This window comes from Rhizobium sp. CFBP 8762 (assembly GCF_014841565.1).
GTDB lineage: Bacteria > Pseudomonadota > Alphaproteobacteria > Rhizobiales > Rhizobiaceae > CFBP-8762.
This window is the reverse complement of the sequence record NZ_JACYUD010000001.1, coordinates 115,359-131,442: the sequence shown is the minus strand read 5'-3', so window position 1 is coordinate 131,442 and position 16,084 is coordinate 115,359. Positions and strand designations below refer to the sequence as shown.

The following is a 16,084-nucleotide window of genomic DNA, read 5'->3' as shown; positions in this document are numbered from 1 at the left end:
TCAGGCCGAAATGGCGAGCCTCCAACATGCCCTTCTCCACAACTGGTTGGCGGGTTTTTGTTGCGGTTCGCAAAGGGGTGCGTTAGTCAGAGCGCATGGGACAAAGCCTTTTGCCGCCATCTGGCGGAGACGACCACATTTTACCCGTTGACCTCAAGGCGGCGCTGGAAGAGCGCTATCTGGCCTATGCCTTGTCGACGATCATGCACCGGGCGCTGCCGGATGTGCGCGATGGCATGAAGCCGGTTCACCGCCGCATTCTCTACGCCATGGGTCAGATGGGGCTGCGCTCCAACGGCTCATTCAAGAAGTGCGCGAAGATCGTCGGCGAAGTGATGGGTAATTTCCATCCCCACGGCGACCAGTCGATCTATGATGCGCTGGTGCGGTTGGCGCAGGATTTTGCCGTTCGCTACCCGCTGGTCAACGGTCAAGGCAACTTCGGCAATATCGACGGCGATAACGCAGCCGCCATGCGCTACACCGAATCGAAGATGACGGCGGTGGCCGAGCTTCTGATGGAAGGCATCGAAGAGGATTCGGTCGATTTCCGCGATACCTATGACGAGGAAAACAGCGAGCCGATCGTTCTGCCCGGTGCCTTTCCGAATTTGTTGGCCAACGGTTCCTCCGGCATTGCCGTGGGCATGGCCACGTCCATTCCTCCGCACAATGCGCACGAACTGTGTGATGCCGCGCTCCATCTGATCAAACATCCCGATGCGCCGGTCGAGAAGCTCATTGAATTCGTGCCCGGACCGGATTTTCCAACTGGCGGCGTGATTATCGACGGGCGCAACAGCATTATCGAGGCCTATCGCACAGGCCGGGGCGGTTTTCGTGTGCGGGCGAAGTGGCAGACGGAAGATCTCGGGCGCGGTGGCTATCAGATCGTTGTGACGGAAGTGCCGTATCAGGTGCAGAAATCGCGCATGATCGAGAAAATTGCTGAACTGCTGATGGCCCGCAAGCTGCCCTTGCTGGAAGACATCCGCGATGAGTCCGCCGAAGATGTGCGGCTGATTCTGGTGCCGAAGAGCCGCACCGTCGATCCAACCATTCTGATGGAATCCCTGTTCCGTCTGACCGAACTGGAAAGCCGCTTTCCGCTGAACATGAATGTGCTGTCCATGGGCCGCGTTCCCAAGGTCATGGGTCTTGGCGATGTGCTGCGCGAATGGCTGGAGCACCGCAGGCAAGTGCTGGAGCGCCGCTCCCGTCACCGGCTGGCGGCAATCGAGCGGCGTCTGGAAATTTTGGGCGGGTATCTGGTTGCTTATCTCAACATTGATGAGGTCATTGCGATCATCCGCGAGGAGGACGAGCCCAAGCCTGTTATGATGAAGCGTTTCGGGCTGACGGATTTGCAGACCGAATCGATCCTTAACATGCGGCTGCGGTCTCTGCGCAAGCTGGAAGAGTTTGAAATCCGCAAGGAGTTCGACGCACTTTCGGCAGAAAAAGCAGAGATAGAGACGTTGTTGGCGTCGAACGATTTGCAGTGGAAAACGGTCGCGGCGGAAATTGCCGACGTCAAAAAGAAATTTTCCAAAGCCACCGAACTCGGCAAGCGCCGCACGGAATTTGCCGATGCGCCGGTGGCTGACGTGGACGCGCTGCAACAGGCCATGATCGAGAAAGAGCCGATTACCGTTGTCATCTCACAAAAGGGATGGGTTCGGGCGCTGAAAGGCCATATCGCCGATACCGCTGCCTTGACCTTCAAGGAAGGCGATGGGCTGAAACTTGCATTCCCGGCGTCCACCACGGACAAGATCGTGATCGTCACCACGGGCGGCAAGGCCTATACGCTGGGCGGCGACAAGCTTCCGGGCGGGCGCGGGCAGGGTGAGCCGTTGCGCATCATGGTCGATATGGAAAACGATCAGGATGTCCTGACGGCTTTCGTCCACGATGCAACGCGCAAGCTCATTCTGGCATCGGCCAGCGGCAACGGGTTTGTCATCGGTGAGGCGGATATGGTCGCCAATACCCGCAAGGGCAAGCAGGTCATGAATGTGACCATGCCGGACGAGGCCAAAATGGTTGCTTTCGTGCGCGGCGACCACGTGGCGATCGTGGGTGAAAACCGCAAGCTTCTGGTCTTCCCGTTGTCGCAACTGCCGGAAATGACGCGCGGCAAGGGTGTTCGCTTGCAGCGCTACAAAGACGGCGGCGTGTCGGATATCCGCTCCTTCAACATTGCCGATGGTTTGTCGTGGGAGGATAGCGCTGGCCGAACCTTCACAAAATCGAAGGATGATCTCATAGGATGGCTGGGCGACCGGGCAGGCGTGGGTCGAGATGTGCCGAAGGGCTTTCCACGCAGTGGGAAGTTTGGGGGTTAAAGCCTGTCGCGCAGAACTGCGGTAAACAACGAGGCTCTAAGCCAGTTCGTCGTACAGGCTATCGCCTGTAAATCGTTCCCAGCCGCGGGGCATGAGATGCTCCTGCGGTAGGAACTTGACCTTGTAATCCATCTTGCGCGAGCCTTTGACCCAATAGCCGAGATAGACGTAAGGCAGCCCGCGCGCCTGAACCTTGCGCAAATGATCTAGAATCATGAACGTGCCGAGCGAGCGGTGCGCCAGATCCGGGTTGTAGAACGAATAGACCATAGAGAGCCCATCGGACATGACATCCGTGAGGGCCACGGCGATCAGCTCGCCTTTCGGGCGCTGATAGAGGCCGGACCCTTCCTCCCGTAGCCGGTATTCGATGATCTTTGTGCTGACATGCGTATCTTCCACCATCATGGCATAGTCCAGCACGGACATATCCGACATGCCGCCATTCTGATGGCGATGGTCAAGGTACTGGCGAAACAGCGAATACTGCTCACTCGATGGTTCGGCCGCATATTCCGCAGAAATCATATCGGTGTTGGCAGCCAGCACGCGGCGCATGGAGCGCGTGGGGCGAAACTCATCTGCCAGAATGCGCACCGACACGCAAGCCCGACAGTTTTCGCAGGCGGGACGATAGGCAATATTTTGTGACCGGCGAAAGCCACCCTGTGTGAGCAGATCGTTCATATCCGCCGCCCGTTCCCCCACCAGATGGGTAAAGACCTTGCGCTCCAGCTCATCGGGCAAGTAGGGACACGCCGCCGGAGCAGTCAGGTAGAATTGCGGAGATGGCTTGACTTGCGTGTTCATGGCAACTTCGCGGACTGGAGCAATACCCGTAAAAGCATGGCTTAAGTTTCGGAAAGGTCAACTCCCCAAATGGGGTGAGCAAACAAAGATGGCGCAACCGGAAGGCCGCGCCATGCTGGTTTGTCGGAGTTTCGCTTGTTAAAGGCTGTCTGTCCGCATCATCGCGGTGCCCATCAACAAATCGTGCAGCAGACGGGAACGGTCGGTAAACAGGCCAACCAGGACAATCAACGGCGTCAGGATCGCATTGCCAGCCCAGAACAAGATCAGATGAATGACCGCCGTGGCAAAGTCGATGGTCTTGCCATCGAGGCGCACCAAGCGGAGCCCCGCCATCCGCATGCCGGGGGATGCCTGCGCCGGGCCACCCATGGTGCGGCCAAAGTAGATGATCGCAACCAGCGGGTAGATGAACGCCCAAACGAAAAAGCCCAATCCAAGCGTAAAGACCGTGATGATCAGCCCGAGGATCGTCCCAATCGTTCCCACAATCAGGTAATCCACCAGAAAGCCCAGCACCCGACGGCTCAAGACACCGCGAAAGGCGCGCCAATCTTCAACGGGCAGTCGCGTTGCCGTATTGTTGCCGTCCATCGTCATCTCCTGTTTTATCATAGTCACGATGTAAGTATGGCCAACGCGGAATCAAGATGCTTCAAGATGCTCGCGCCAGCGCTTTTGCAACATCGAGGGCAAAGTAGGTCATGATGCCATCGCAACCGGCGCGCTTGAAGGCGAGAAGCGTTTCCAGTGCTACCCGTTCCTCATCAATCCAGCCCTTCGCACCAGCAGCCTTGATCATCGTGTACTCGCCGGAGACCTGATAGGCAAAAACCGGCAGGCCGAACGCTTCCTTCATGCGCCAGCAAATATCGAGATAGGGCAGGCCCGGCTTGACCATCAGCATATCCGCACCTTCCTCAACATCCAGCGCGGCATCCCGCAGCGCCTCCGTGCCATTGGCTGGATCGATGTAGTAGGCCTTCTTGTCACCTTTCAGCAGCCCACCGGTGCCGATGGCTTCGCGGTATGGACCGTAGAACGCGGAGGCAAATTTTGTAGCGTAGCTCATCAGACCGACATCCTGATGGCCGTTGGCATCCAGCGCGCGGCGGATAACGCCGATGCGACCATCCATCATATCGGAGGGCGCAATGATATCGGCACCGGCATCGGCCTGAAGAACGGCGGCGCGGGTGATTGCCTCGACGGTCTCGTCATTGACGATGATTCCGTCGCGCAGAATGCCATCATGACCGTGACTGGTGAACGGGTCCAGCGCGACGTCGGTTATCATGCCGATCTCCGGCACGGCCTTCTTGATCGCCCGCGTGGCCGCGTTGATCAGGTTGTTGGCGTCCAGCGCGTGGGAGCCGGTCTCGTCCCGCAGGCTCATATCGATGTTCGGGAATGTCGCCAGCGCTGGAATGCCGAGATCGGCCGCCTCACGGGCGGCTTCCACGGCCTTGTCAACGCTGAGGCGGAAAACGCCGGGCATGGCGTCAATCGGGTCCACGATGCCGGTGCCGGGAACGAGGAACAGTGGCCAGATCAGGTCATCGACAGTCAGCGCATTCTCGCGCACCAGACGCCGCGTCCAGTCAGCCCTGCGGTTGCGGCGCATACGGCGATGGCCGGTGACCTCATCGATCAATCTGCTGGTGTCTGACATGTCCATATTCCTGTGCATCGTTTTATTTTGAACGGCTTTTATCACGGGCGACGCGTGAAACAAACGTGCCTGCGCAGACACGAGCCTGCGTCAAATCGGCACCTTCTACAGCGCCGCGCGTCAGATATGACGCGCAAAGGACGCGGTAACGCCTAGAAGTACTGCATATTCATTAAATAGACTCCGGTTTAAGGAATTATGCAGTAGCCAAGATCAGGCTGGCGGCGGCCAACGCCTGACCGTATTGTTCGCCCCATGATCGTTGATTCTGTCCATGCGCCAAAGGCGACCGCTGTTGAACTCGCGCAAAGCGCGCTTCTGCGCTTTGTGGCCTTGGCCTGCCTTTGGTTCGGTCTGAATTACTGGGCCATGCTGGTGGGGTTTTCATCAGGCGGCGCGGGCCGTTTCGATCTTCTTCCACCGGCCTGGAAGGCAGCAGCAACCGCGTTGGCCGTGCTGTTTCCTGTAGCTGCCATTGGGCTTTGGCTTTTGGTTTCCTGGGGGCCGGTGATCTGGGTTCTGGCGGCCGCAACAGAAATTACGATGTACCAGGTATATCCCGATATTTTCGGGGCAAAACCATGGGTCGTTTTCTTCCATGCAGGGGTGGCGATCGTCTTTGTGCTGCTAAGGATCGCGCTGTTTATGGAGCGGCGCAGCCGCGCCAAAAAGCGGGGACGGGTAAGAATTGATTCACCCTGAAACGTGCTGGCGTGCCGGTAAGGTGCTGTTAAGCTTGCAATTTAAGTAGAATTTTAGAGGTCGAGCCTAAAACTCTCACATAAGGCGGACGATAAAACAAAAACCGCCAAGCAAAACAGTGAGGCACGACCCCATGAACGCAAGAACCATGAACACCAAGCTGAAGCCGCAGGCATCGACGCAAGACTTTCAGGAAGACACAATCCGCGAACTCTATATGGAATCCCTGCATCTGGTCGAGCGCTTGCACCGCCGCCTTCTGGATGTGGTGAAGGACGAATTTGACCGTTCGGGCCGAAGCGACGTCAATGCCGTTCAGGCGCTGCTGCTGTTCAACATCGGCACATCGGAATTGACGGCAGGCGAGTTGCGTTCACGCGGTTACTATCTCGGCTCCAACGTTTCCTACAATGTCAAAAAACTGGTGGACCTTGGCTTCATCAACCATCAGCGTTCGCGTGTAGACCGACGCTCCGTGCGTATCAGCCTGACCGAGCAGGGACAGGAAATCGCCGAAACCGTTGCCGGCCTGTATGAGCGTCATATCGGCTCCATCCAGAAAGTCGGCGGCATCGGAACCGACGAATTCGGTCAGATGAACAAGCTGCTCCAGCGACTGGATCGCTTCTGGAACGATAGCATCGCTTACAGACTGTAATCCGTCCGCCAGACACGAATCGGCCATATTGGTGTGACAGCGGTAAGGAGTGGGAACAAGCAGGCGTTGCAGCCATTAGAGGCTTTGAACCCAGCGCAGTCTGCGCTTTATCCAGGCAAAAGGCCGATAGCTATTGTTGAGCCGTTTGTGGTAAAGCGCCGCAACTCCGGAGCCAAGTCAAGCCTGATGGTAAAGAAAATGTCGAAGAAAACTGGAATTGATGCGCAATCGCGCCGTGCCTTCTTGCGCTCGGCGGCCACTGTGGGTGTGGCTGCCATGTTTGCCGGGAAGGCGAGTGCGCAAACGGCGATGGACGACATTATCAACGCGCCACGCCGTGGCGCCTGGGATGATCAGTTTGACGCGCAGGCGTCGCGCACGTCCAATGCGGTTGTTTCCAACAATCCCGTTTTCGGCCCCGGCACCGTCAATCACGTCCAGCAGGCGATTTTCGCCTATCAGGATATCGTCTCCAACGGCGGCTGGCCGTCGGTCAATTCGTCCGTTCGTCTGCAACTGGGCGTTTCCGACCCTTCGGTGCAGGCCTTGCGCAAGCGTCTCATCATTTCCGGTGATTTGCCGCGTTCGGCCGGTCTGTCGAACGAATTTGATTCCTACGTCGACGGTGCCGTCAAGCGCTTTCAGGCCCGCCACGGTTTGCCTGATGACGGCGTGATGGGTGAATACACCGTCAAGGCCATCAATATTCCCGCTGATATGCGGCTTGGCCAACTGCGCACCAACCTGACGCGCCTGCAGGCCATGTCAGGCGATCTCGGTCGCCGGTATGTGATGGTCAACATTCCGGCTGCCCACATCGAGGCGGTTGAAAATGGTCGTGTCGTGCTGCGCCACACGGCAATCGTGGGCAAGATCGACCGTCAGTCGCCGATTCTGAATTCCAAGATTTATGAGGTTATCCTCAACCCGTACTGGACCGCGCCGCGCTCGATCATCCAGAAGGATATCATGCCGCTGATGCGCAAAGACCCGACCTATCTGGAGCGCAACGCCATCCGCCTGATCGATGGGCAGGGCAATGAAGTCTCGCCTGAGACAATTGACTGGAACGCCGAAAAGGCACCGAACCTCATGTTCCGTCAGGACCCCGGCAAGATCAACGCCATGTCTTCGACCAAGATCAACTTCCACAATGAGCACCAGGTCTACATGCATGACACGCCCCAACAGGGCCTGTTCAACAAGCTGATCCGCTTTGACTCGTCAGGCTGTGTGCGCGTGCAGAACGTGCGTGACCTGTCCACGTGGTTGCTCAAGGAAACGCCGGGCTGGTCGCGGTCGCAGATCGAGCAGACCATCCGCACGGGCGTCAATACGCCGGTGAAGCTGGCCGAGGAAGTGCCGGTGTACTTCACCTATATCACGGCATGGTCGTCCACCGATGGAATCGTCCAGTTCCGCGATGATATCTACCAGAAGGACGGTGCTGCCGAGCTGGCGCTGCAAACCACGACGGGTATAGAGCAGCCGATCCAGTAATCCACACCTTTCTAAAGCACGTATATAGCCGTCTGTAAGCCATTACAGGCGGCTATTTCGTTTCGAAACAGCTGCGAAATGACGCAATCCGCACAGCAGATATTGCTCTGGCTGTGCGACACCGGTAAACACCGTTGCAAATGTTCCATAGGAGCTTCTGACATGACGACTTCTTCTGCAAATGATGCTTTCTTCAGCCGCTCGCTGGCTGATTCCGATCCGGCCATTTTTGGCGCTATCGAAAAGGAACTGGGTCGTCAGCGTCACGAGATCGAACTGATCGCCTCGGAAAACATTGTGTCTCGCGCCGTGCTGGAAGCCCAGGGCTCCATCATGACCAACAAATACGCCGAGGGTTATCCGGGCAAGCGCTACTATGGCGGCTGCCAGTTCGTTGATATTGCAGAAGAGCTGGCGATTGAGCGTGCCAAGGAACTGTTTGGCGTGAAGTTTGCCAACGTTCAGCCGAATTCCGGCAGCCAGATGAATCAGGCCGTTTTTTTGGCTCTGTTGCAGCCCGGCGATACCTTCATGGGTCTGGACCTGAACTCCGGCGGGCATTTGACGCACGGTTCGCCGGTTAACATGTCCGGCAAGTGGTTCAACGTCGTGTCCTACGGCGTGCGTGAAGACGACCACCGTCTGGATATGGAAGAAATCGAGCGCCGTGCCCATGAGCACAAGCCCAAGATCATCATTGCAGGCGGTACGGCCTATTCCCGCATCTGGGACTGGAAGCGTTTCCGCGAAATTGCCGATGCGGTCGGCGCGTATCTGATGGTCGACATGGCGCACATTGCCGGTCTTGTTGCCGGTGGTGTTCACCCATCGCCATTCCCGCATTGCCATGTGGCAACCACCACCACGCACAAGTCGCTTCGCGGCCCGCGCGGCGGTATGATTCTGACCAATGACGAGGATCTGGCAAAGAAGTTCAATTCTGCCGTATTCCCCGGCTTGCAGGGCGGCCCGTTAATGCATGTCATCGCTGCCAAGGCTGTGGCATTTGGCGAAGCGCTGAAGCCGGAATTCAAGGACTATGCCGCTCAGGTCGTCAAGAACGCACAGACACTGTCGAACACGCTGATTGCTGGCGGTCTCGATGTCGTCTCTGGTGGCACGGACAACCACCTGATGCTGGTAGACCTGCGCAAGAAAAATGCCACCGGCAAGCGCGCAGAAGCCGGTCTCGGGCGTGCCTATATTACCTGCAACAAGAACGGCATTCCGTTCGATCCCGAAAAGCCGTTTGTAACCTCCGGCGTCCGCCTTGGCTCGCCAGCCGGTACGACACGCGGTTTCAAGGAAGCGGAATTCACGGAAATCGGCAATCTCATCGTTGAGGTGCTGGATGGTTTGAAGGTTGCCAATTCGGACGACGGCAATGCGACTGTGGAAGCGGGTGTGCGTGAAAAGGTTGTCAAGCTGACGGACCGTTTCCCGATGTATCCGTATCTCGGATAGCATCGTATGCGTTGCCCCTATTGCGGATCGGAAGATACCCAGGTCAAGGATTCCCGCCCTGCAGAGGACGGGACATCCATTCGCCGCAGGCGCATTTGTCCTGACTGCGGAGGCCGGTTCACGACATTCGAGCGGGTGCAACTGCGCGAACTGATGATCATTAAGAAGACGGGGCGCAAGGTTCCGTTCGAGCGCGAAAAATTGCAGCGTTCGTTCGAGATTGCGCTTCGCAAACGCCCGGTGGAGCGCGACCGGATCGAGCGTGCCGTGTCCGGCATTGTCCGGCGACTGGAAAGTTCCGGTGAAACAGATATCTCGTCCGAAGAGATCGGGCTACAGGTTCTGGAGGCGCTGAAAAGCCTCGATGACGTGGCATTTGTTCGCTACGCATCTGTTTACCGCGATTTTTCGCATGCGGAAGATTTCGAGAAGGTGATCGCTGAAATCAATGCACGCATTGGGCGTGAGCCGGACGACCGGCCCGTTTCTCCCTACACGGAAAGCTGACGGCATGCGCCAGTTGGCCATTGGGAAGAGTACAGTGGATCAGCGGTTCATGGCAGCCGCGTTGCGTCTCTCCCGCTGGCACCTTGGGCAAACCGATACCAATCCGTCTGTCGGGTGCTTGATCGTGCGTGATGATGGTGATGGTCCGTATATTGTCGGGCGGGCGGTGACAGCCATCGGCGGAAGACCCCATGCGGAGACGCAGGCCCTGCTCGATGCGGGCGATCGTGCGCGAGGCGCAACAGCCTATGTCACGCTGGAACCCTGTTCCCACCACGGCAAAACGCCGCCTTGTGTTGATGCGTTGATCGCTGCCGGTATCACGCGTGTGGTTGTCAGTGCTGATGATCCCGATACGCGGGTCAGCGGGCGTGGGTTCCAGATGTTGAGAGATGCGGGAATTGATGTCGTCACGGGCGTGCTCGCGGACGAAGGCGTGCGCGCGTTGCAAGCCTATCTGACCCGCCAAACGCTGGGCCGCCCCCATGTCACTCTGAAGTTGGCGGTATCGGCGGATGGCATGATCGGGCGCAGCGATCTCATGCCCAGGCAGGGGCAGGTTGCTATCACCGGGCCGCTGGCCCGAGCCCAATCCCATGTTCTTCGGGCGGAAAGCGACTCCATTCTGATTGGGATCGGCACGGCGCTGGCCGATGATCCGGACCTGACCTGTCGTTTGCCGGGGCTGGAGAACTGTTCGCCGCTTCGTATTGTTCTGGACCGGCATTTGCGTCTGCCGCTGCACAGCCGTCTGGTGAAAAGCGCTGGCCGGGTGCCTTTGATGATTGTGACCGAACAGGCCGATCAAGATCGATGCATGGCCTATCGCGATCAGGGGGCGGAAGTTGTTGAAGCGCAGGACCTTGCGCCCTTGCTGACAGCGCTCAGTGCGCGTGGAGTATCCTCATTGATTGTCGAAGGTGGCGCAAGGATTGCGCGTGCCTTCTTGGATGCCGATCTGGTAGACCACATCATGCTGTTTATGGGGGCGGCGGCGATTGGGCCGTCCGGTCTTGTTGCGCCGATCCATTCAGGCGCAGGACAGCCGGGTTTTGCGCTGGTCCGCTCTGCTATGTTCGGACCGGACAGATGCGATGAATTTGAAAGGGTGGCTTGAATGTTTACGGGAATCATCACCGACGTGGGCCGGGTCGAAGCTGTGTCGCCACTCGATCACGGTATCAGGTTGCGCATCGCAACGGCCTATGATCCCAAGAGTATCGATATAGGCGCATCCATTGCATGTTCCGGCGTTTGCCTGACGGTGACGGCGCTGCCCGATGCCGACAGCAATGCACAATGGTTTGAGGTCGAAGCCTGGGAAGAGGCCTTGCGGCTGACGACCATTTCCACATGGGCGGAAGGAACGCCCATCAATCTGGAGCGCTCGCTCAAGATTGGTGATGAACTCGGCGGCCATCTCGTGTCCGGCCATGTCGATTCGACCGCTGAGATTGTTGCGGTCGAGCAGGAGGGTGAGGCGACACGCTTTCGCCTGCGCGCGCCAGAGCATCTGGCAAAATTCGTAGCCCCCAAGGGCTCTGTGGCGCTGGACGGGACATCGCTGACGGTCAATGCCGTGAAGGGTACAGAGTTTGATGTGCTTCTCATTCGTCATTCGCTGGAAGTGACGACCTGGGGGCAGCGCCAGCCCGGCGACCGGGTGAACTTTGAAGTGGACACCATGGCACGGTATGCAGCACGGCTGGCGGAGTTTCCGGCGGCGCAAAAAGCGGGCGCTTGAAGAGACTGCATGATTCCTTAAATCGGAATCAATTTGAGGATAAAATCATGCAGAAATTGAAAATGTTGTAGCGTCCTTTGCGCGTCATGTTTGACGCGCGGCGTTGTAACGTCAGGAAATAACTTGCCATCGGCGGCCAAGCATGGTTTGACGCCGACTTGTCGAACGCTTCGGCACTTCAAACAGGTGATCTATGGCAACTCCTCCCAATCCACATCTTCTTATTGTGGAAGCCCGCTTCTATGACGCTATGGCCGACGCGCTTCTCGATGGCGCGCGCGCAGCTCTGGATGCGGCTGGCGCAACCTATGATGTGGTAACTGTGCCCGGCGCACTCGAAATTCCAGGCACCATCGCGATGGCACTGGACGGTGCCGACAATGGTGGCGTGATCTACGATGGTTATGTGGCACTTGGCATGGTGATCCGTGGCGAGACCTATCATTTCGATATTGTCGCCAACGAATCCAGCCGCGCGATCATGGACTTGACCGTCAGTGAAAGCCTGTGCATCGGCAACGGTATTATGACTGTCGAGAACGAAGACCAAGCGTGGACGCGCGTCCGCCGCTCCGAGAAGGACAAAGGCGGTTTTGCTGCCCGCGCGGCACTGACGATGATTGCCATCAAAGCCAAACTGGGAGGCGACCTGTGACACAGCCTCCTGTCGAACGCGAAGTTAAACCAGCGAACCAGCGCGGCGCCGCGCGGCTTGCTGCCGTACAGGCGCTGTACCAGATGGATATCGGCGGCACCGGCGTGCTGGAAATCGTTACCGAATACGAGACCTTCCGTCTCGGTCAGGAAATGGATGGCCAGACGTATCTGAAGGCCGATGCTTCATGGTTCCGGTCCATTGTCGCGGGTGTGGTACGCGACCAGCGCAAGCTGGATCCGTTGATTGGAACGGCGTTGCAGGACGATTGGGCGCTGTCGCGGCTGGACAGCACGGTCCGTGCCATCATGCGCTCCGGTACATTCGAGCTGTTGGAGCGCAAGGACGTTCCGATTGCCGTGATCGTTACCGAATATGTCGAGATCGCTCAGGCTTTCTTTGATGGCGAAGAGCCGAAACTCGTCAACGCGGTTTTGGATCGTATCGCAAAACAGGTTCGCACCCCCGCTCAAAAATAGGCTACTCATGACACACGGCAGCACCAGACTGGATGAGCAACTTCCTTTGGCCCGCCGTAACGTCTATCTTTTGGCAGCAGCCCAGGCGCTTCTGGGCTCTGCTCCGCCGATTGTGTTTTCAGCCGGTGGTATTGTCGGATATTCCCTGCTCGGGCCTGACAAATCGCTGACGACCGCGCCGCTCACCGGGTTCAATATCGGCACGGCAATCGGTATCGTTGTTATCGCCATTCTGGCCCGCCTGTTCGGGCGAAAAACCAGCTTCATGATCGGCGCGCTGGTCACCGCCAGTGGCGGTGCGCTTGCGGCAATCGCACTGTTTCTCTCAAGCTTCTGGCTCTTTGCTGCCGGCCTCATGCTGGTGGGCGTGGGTGGCGGGTTTGTGCAGAAAATCCGGTTCGCAGCCGCCGATGCGTCGCCGTCCTTCTTCAAATCAAAGGCGATTTCGCTGATTCTGGCGGGCGGCGTGGTGTCGGCTGTGCTTGGGCCGCAACTGGTTATCCTTGCAAAGGATATGTTCGCACCCGTGCAGTTTGCCGGGGCCTTTATCGCGTTGATTCCGGTCAGTCTGGTTGCCCTTGCGATCTTTGCGTTTTTGCAATTGCCGGAATTGCGGCCAACGAATGTGCATGATGCCGCGCAAACACCGCGTCCCCTGAAAGACATCGTGCTCAGGCGGCGGTTTATGACCGGCATGATCTGCGGCGTTGCAAGCTATGCCATCATGACCTTTCTGATGACGGGCGCACCGGTGGCCATGGTCAATGATTGCGGCTTTTCCTCGGATCTGGCAACGCTCGGCATTCAGTGGCACGTGCTCGCTATGTTTGCGCCGAGCTTCTTTACCGGCATGCTGATTGCCCGGTTTGGTGCAGAGAAAATTGTCGCCGCCGGTCTGATTCTCCTGATGGTTTGCGCGGCTGTTGCCCATGCGGGTCTGGCGCTGTGGAACTTCTGGGGCGCTTTGATCCTGCTCGGTATTGGCTGGAATTTCGGCTTCATCGGCGCAACATCCATTGTTGCATCCAGCTATCGGCCCGCCGAGGCCGACAAGGTGCAAGGTTTCCACGATATCTTTCTGTTTGGCTTCGTGGCCCTGTCCTCCTTTGCCTCCGGCAAGGTATTGACGGCCTATGGTTGGGACGCACTCAACTTCGTTGTCTGGCCAATCACGCTCGTGTGCCTCCTGCTGGTCGTCATTGAACTTAAGAGCCAGAGGCTCAAAGCCCACATCGCTTCAGCCTAATGGACAGGCCGGAATTGTGGGCTTGACGCGGCGTGCCCTGCGCCGCACTCTCGCCGTGGCTTTAGTCCGCGAGGAGGCGGATGGCCGTTGCGGAGGGTAAAACGGAATGACCATTTTACTGGGCGTTATACTATGCGGACTGGTGTCTCTGGCCTATGCGGCATGGGCCACGCGGTCCGTATTGTCGGCAGATCAGGGCAATGCCCGGATGCAGGAAATTGCAGGATTCATTCGTGAGGGTGCACAGGCGTTTCTCGCACGTCAATACATGACTATCGCCGTCGTCGGCGTTATCGTCTTTGCCGGAACATGGGCGTTGCTGTCGGTAACGGCAGCTATCGGGTTTGCGCTTGGCGCGATTCTATCTGGCCTTGCGGGCTTTATCGGCATGCATGTGTCCGTGCGGGCCAATGTGCGCACCGCACAGGCGGCCTCCGTCAGCCTTGCATCGGGTCTGGATATCGCCTTCAAGTCGGGTGCCATTACCGGCCTGCTCGTTGCCGGTCTTGCGCTGCTGGGCGTTTCTGTTTTCTACACGGTGCTAACCGAGGGCATGGGATATGCGCCCGGTGCCCGCACGGTTATTGATGGATTGGTGGCGCTCGGCTTTGGCGCATCGCTGATTTCCATTTTTGCCCGTCTCGGTGGCGGTATTTTCACCAAAGGTGCGGATGTCGGTGGCGATCTTGTTGGCAAGGTTGAAGCGGGCATTCCGGAGGATGATCCTCGCAACCCCGCCACCATCGCCGATAATGTGGGCGATAATGTTGGCGATTGTGCAGGGATGGCAGCAGACCTGTTCGAGACGTATGCCGTTTCCATTGTCGCAACGATGGTGCTGGCCTCGATCTTTTTTGCCGGAACACCGGCACTGGCGATGGCCATGGTGTTCCCGCTCGTCATATGCGCCACCTGCATCCTGACCTCTATTGCCGGAACTTTCTTCGTCCGTTTGGGCAGCAACGGCTCCATCATGGGCGCGCTCTATAAAGGGTTGATTGTGACCGGCCTGCTCTCCATCGTCGGGTTGGCACTGGCAACCAGCCTCAGCATCGGCTGGGGCAGCATTGGCGTGGTCGAGGGGCAGGAGATTACCGGCACGCGGCTGTTTGCCTGCGGCATCGTCGGGCTGATCGTCACCGCGTTGATCGTGGTCGTGACGGAATATTATACCGGCACGAACAAGCGACCGGTCAACTCCATCGCACAGGCGTCGGTGACCGGGCACGGCACCAACGTCATTCAGGGGCTTGCGGTCTCGCTGGAATCGACCGCCTTGCCTGCCATCATCATCGTCGGCGGTATTTTGTCCACGTACCAGCTCGCCGGTCTGTTCGGCACGGGCATAGCTGTCACGGCCATGCTCGGCATTGCTGGAATGATTGTTGCTTTGGATGCCTTTGGGCCTGTTACCGATAACGCCGGTGGTATCGCCGAAATGTCGGGCTTGCCGCCGGAAGTTCGCCGCTCAACCGATGCGCTGGACGCCGTGGGCAACACCACCAAAGCGGTGACGAAAGGCTATGCCATTGGGTCGGCTGGCCTTGGCGCACTGGTTTTGTTTGCAGCCTATTCAAACGATCTCGCCTATTTCGCAGCCAATGGCGATCAGTATCCCTATTTCGCCGATGTAGGCGCAATTTCCTTCAGCCTATCAAACCCATACGTGGTGGCGGGCCTGATCTTTGGCGGTATGATTCCTTATCTGTTTGGCGGCATCGCCATGACGGCCGTCGGCCGGGCAGGGGCTGCGGTGGTGGAGGAAGTCCGTCGCCAGTTTCGCGAAAAACCCGGAATTATGGAAGGGCGGGACAGGCCGGATTACAAGCGCGCGGTGGATATGCTGACGAAAGCGGCAATTCGCGAAATGATCGTGCCTTCGTTGCTACCGGTTTTGGCTCCGCTGGTGGTGTATTTCGGTGTGCTGTTGATTTCAGGATCGAAGGCGTCCGCCTTTGCGGCTCTTGGAGCCTCGTTGCTGGGCGTTATTGTCAACGGCCTGTTCGTTGCCATTTCCATGACGTCGGGCGGGGGCGCATGGGACAATGCGAAGAAAAGCTTTGAAGACGGCTTTGTCGACAAGGATGGAACGCGCCATGTGAAGGGCTCGGAGGCGCACAAGGCATCCGTGACCGGGGACACGGTTGGTGATCCCTACAAGGACACCGCCGGGCCAGCCGTCAATCCTGCCATTAAGATCACCAATATCGTGGCGTTGCTGCTGCTGGCGGTTCTGGCAAGCTAGCTTCAGAGTCTTTCCGCCTTTCTTCGAAACGCGAAAACACTCTCCCTGTGTGTT

Annotated in this window: 15 protein-coding genes; 12 read left to right on the top strand and 3 right to left on the bottom strand. The window is 57.9% G+C overall.

Annotated elements, in window-relative coordinates; genetic code table 11:
* Nucleotides 1-95 precede the first annotated feature (95 nt).
* Complete coding sequence (parC, locus tag IFT84_RS00605; protein WP_192116712.1) at nt 96-2,348, top strand: DNA topoisomerase IV subunit A; 2,253 nt, start codon at nt 96-98, stop codon at nt 2,346-2,348.
* A gap of 36 nt (nt 2,349-2,384) precedes the next feature.
* Here parC and IFT84_RS00600 read toward each other — a convergent pair whose 3' ends face one another.
* The 3 genes from IFT84_RS00600 to hemB all read right to left on the bottom strand — a co-directional run bounded on the left by IFT84_RS00600 (nt 2,385) and on the right by hemB (nt 4,830).
* Nucleotides 2,385-3,158 (bottom strand): arginyltransferase, encoded by a 774-nt coding sequence (locus IFT84_RS00600; RefSeq protein WP_192116711.1) that lies wholly within the window; start codon nt 3,156-3,158, stop codon nt 2,385-2,387.
* Nucleotides 3,159-3,296: 138 nt separating this feature from the next.
* Nucleotides 3,297-3,752, bottom strand: coding sequence for an RDD family protein (locus tag IFT84_RS00595; protein WP_192116710.1), 456 nt, complete (start codon nt 3,750-3,752; stop codon nt 3,297-3,299).
* A 61-nt stretch (nt 3,753-3,813) separates the two neighbouring features.
* A complete protein-coding gene (gene hemB, locus IFT84_RS00590) occupies nt 3,814-4,830 on the bottom strand; it encodes a porphobilinogen synthase (RefSeq protein WP_192116709.1) in 1,017 nt (338 codons plus the stop codon).
* A gap of 255 nt (nt 4,831-5,085) precedes the next feature.
* Here hemB and IFT84_RS00585 point away from each other — a divergent pair, with 255 nt between their 5' ends.
* From IFT84_RS00585 to IFT84_RS00535, 11 genes are all read left to right on the top strand, one after another.
* Nucleotides 5,086-5,532: a DUF6163 family protein gene (locus IFT84_RS00585; protein WP_192116708.1), complete on the top strand. Its 447-nt coding sequence runs from the start codon at nt 5,086-5,088 to the stop codon at nt 5,530-5,532.
* Nucleotides 5,533-5,680: 148 nt separating this feature from the next.
* Entirely contained in the window at nt 5,681-6,190 is a 510-nt protein-coding gene (gene ldtR, locus IFT84_RS00580; RefSeq protein ID WP_192117537.1) for a transcriptional regulator LdtR, read from the top strand.
* 198 nt (nt 6,191-6,388) lie between these two features.
* Nucleotides 6,389-7,690, top strand: coding sequence for a L,D-transpeptidase family protein (locus IFT84_RS00575; protein WP_192116707.1), 1,302 nt, complete (start codon nt 6,389-6,391; stop codon nt 7,688-7,690).
* Nucleotides 7,691-7,852: 162 nt separating this feature from the next.
* Entirely contained in the window at nt 7,853-9,154 is a 1,302-nt protein-coding gene (gene glyA, locus IFT84_RS00570) for a serine hydroxymethyltransferase (RefSeq protein WP_192116706.1), read from the top strand.
* A gap of 6 nt (nt 9,155-9,160) precedes the next feature.
* Nucleotides 9,161-9,661, top strand: a complete 501-nt coding sequence (gene nrdR, locus IFT84_RS00565; RefSeq protein WP_192116705.1) for a transcriptional regulator NrdR — start codon at nt 9,161-9,163, stop codon at nt 9,659-9,661.
* A gap of 4 nt (nt 9,662-9,665) precedes the next feature.
* Nucleotides 9,666-10,778, top strand: coding sequence for a bifunctional diaminohydroxyphosphoribosylaminopyrimidine deaminase/5-amino-6-(5-phosphoribosylamino)uracil reductase RibD (gene ribD, locus IFT84_RS00560; RefSeq protein ID WP_192116704.1), 1,113 nt, complete (start codon nt 9,666-9,668; stop codon nt 10,776-10,778).
* Nucleotides 10,779-11,405, top strand: a complete 627-nt coding sequence (locus IFT84_RS00555; protein ID WP_192116703.1) for a riboflavin synthase — start codon at nt 10,779-10,781, stop codon at nt 11,403-11,405.
* A 193-nt stretch (nt 11,406-11,598) separates the two neighbouring features.
* Nucleotides 11,599-12,060, top strand: coding sequence for a 6,7-dimethyl-8-ribityllumazine synthase (ribH, locus tag IFT84_RS00550; protein ID WP_192116702.1), 462 nt, complete (start codon nt 11,599-11,601; stop codon nt 12,058-12,060).
* On the top strand, nt 12,057-12,539 hold the full coding sequence (gene nusB / locus IFT84_RS00545) for a transcription antitermination factor NusB (protein WP_192116701.1): 483 nt from the start codon (nt 12,057-12,059) through the stop codon (nt 12,537-12,539). Before ribH ends, nusB begins: the two co-directional genes overlap by 4 nt.
* A gap of 7 nt (nt 12,540-12,546) precedes the next feature.
* Entirely contained in the window at nt 12,547-13,785 is a 1,239-nt protein-coding gene (locus IFT84_RS00540) for an MFS transporter (RefSeq protein WP_192116700.1), read from the top strand.
* A gap of 106 nt (nt 13,786-13,891) precedes the next feature.
* A complete protein-coding gene (locus tag IFT84_RS00535; protein WP_192116699.1) occupies nt 13,892-16,030 on the top strand; it encodes a sodium-translocating pyrophosphatase in 2,139 nt (712 codons plus the stop codon).
* The last annotated feature ends 54 nt before the right edge of the window (nt 16,031-16,084 follow it).

Coding starts and splice junctions, on each gene's coding strand:
- IFT84_RS00600 (WP_192116711.1), bottom strand. CDS start 3,158: ATGAACACGCAAGTCAAGCCATCTCCGCAATTCTACCTGACTGCTCCG.
- IFT84_RS00595 (WP_192116710.1), bottom strand. CDS start 3,752: ATGGACGGCAACAATACGGCAACGCGACTGCCCGTTGAAGATTGGCGC.
- IFT84_RS00540 (WP_192116700.1), top strand. CDS start 12,547: ATGACACACGGCAGCACCAGACTGGATGAGCAACTTCCTTTGGCCCGC.
- IFT84_RS00585 (WP_192116708.1), top strand. CDS start 5,086: ATGATCGTTGATTCTGTCCATGCGCCAAAGGCGACCGCTGTTGAACTC.
- ribH (WP_192116702.1), top strand. CDS start 11,599: ATGGCAACTCCTCCCAATCCACATCTTCTTATTGTGGAAGCCCGCTTC.
- parC (WP_192116712.1), top strand. CDS start 96: ATGGGACAAAGCCTTTTGCCGCCATCTGGCGGAGACGACCACATTTTA.
- ldtR (WP_192117537.1), top strand. CDS start 5,681: ATGAACACCAAGCTGAAGCCGCAGGCATCGACGCAAGACTTTCAGGAA.
- IFT84_RS00535 (WP_192116699.1), top strand. CDS start 13,892: ATGACCATTTTACTGGGCGTTATACTATGCGGACTGGTGTCTCTGGCC.
- IFT84_RS00555 (WP_192116703.1), top strand. CDS start 10,779: ATGTTTACGGGAATCATCACCGACGTGGGCCGGGTCGAAGCTGTGTCG.
- ribD (WP_192116704.1), top strand. CDS start 9,666: ATGCGCCAGTTGGCCATTGGGAAGAGTACAGTGGATCAGCGGTTCATG.
- nrdR (WP_192116705.1), top strand. CDS start 9,161: ATGCGTTGCCCCTATTGCGGATCGGAAGATACCCAGGTCAAGGATTCC.
- hemB (WP_192116709.1), bottom strand. CDS start 4,830: ATGTCAGACACCAGCAGATTGATCGATGAGGTCACCGGCCATCGCCGT.
- IFT84_RS00575 (WP_192116707.1), top strand. CDS start 6,389: ATGTCGAAGAAAACTGGAATTGATGCGCAATCGCGCCGTGCCTTCTTG.
- glyA (WP_192116706.1), top strand. CDS start 7,853: ATGACGACTTCTTCTGCAAATGATGCTTTCTTCAGCCGCTCGCTGGCT.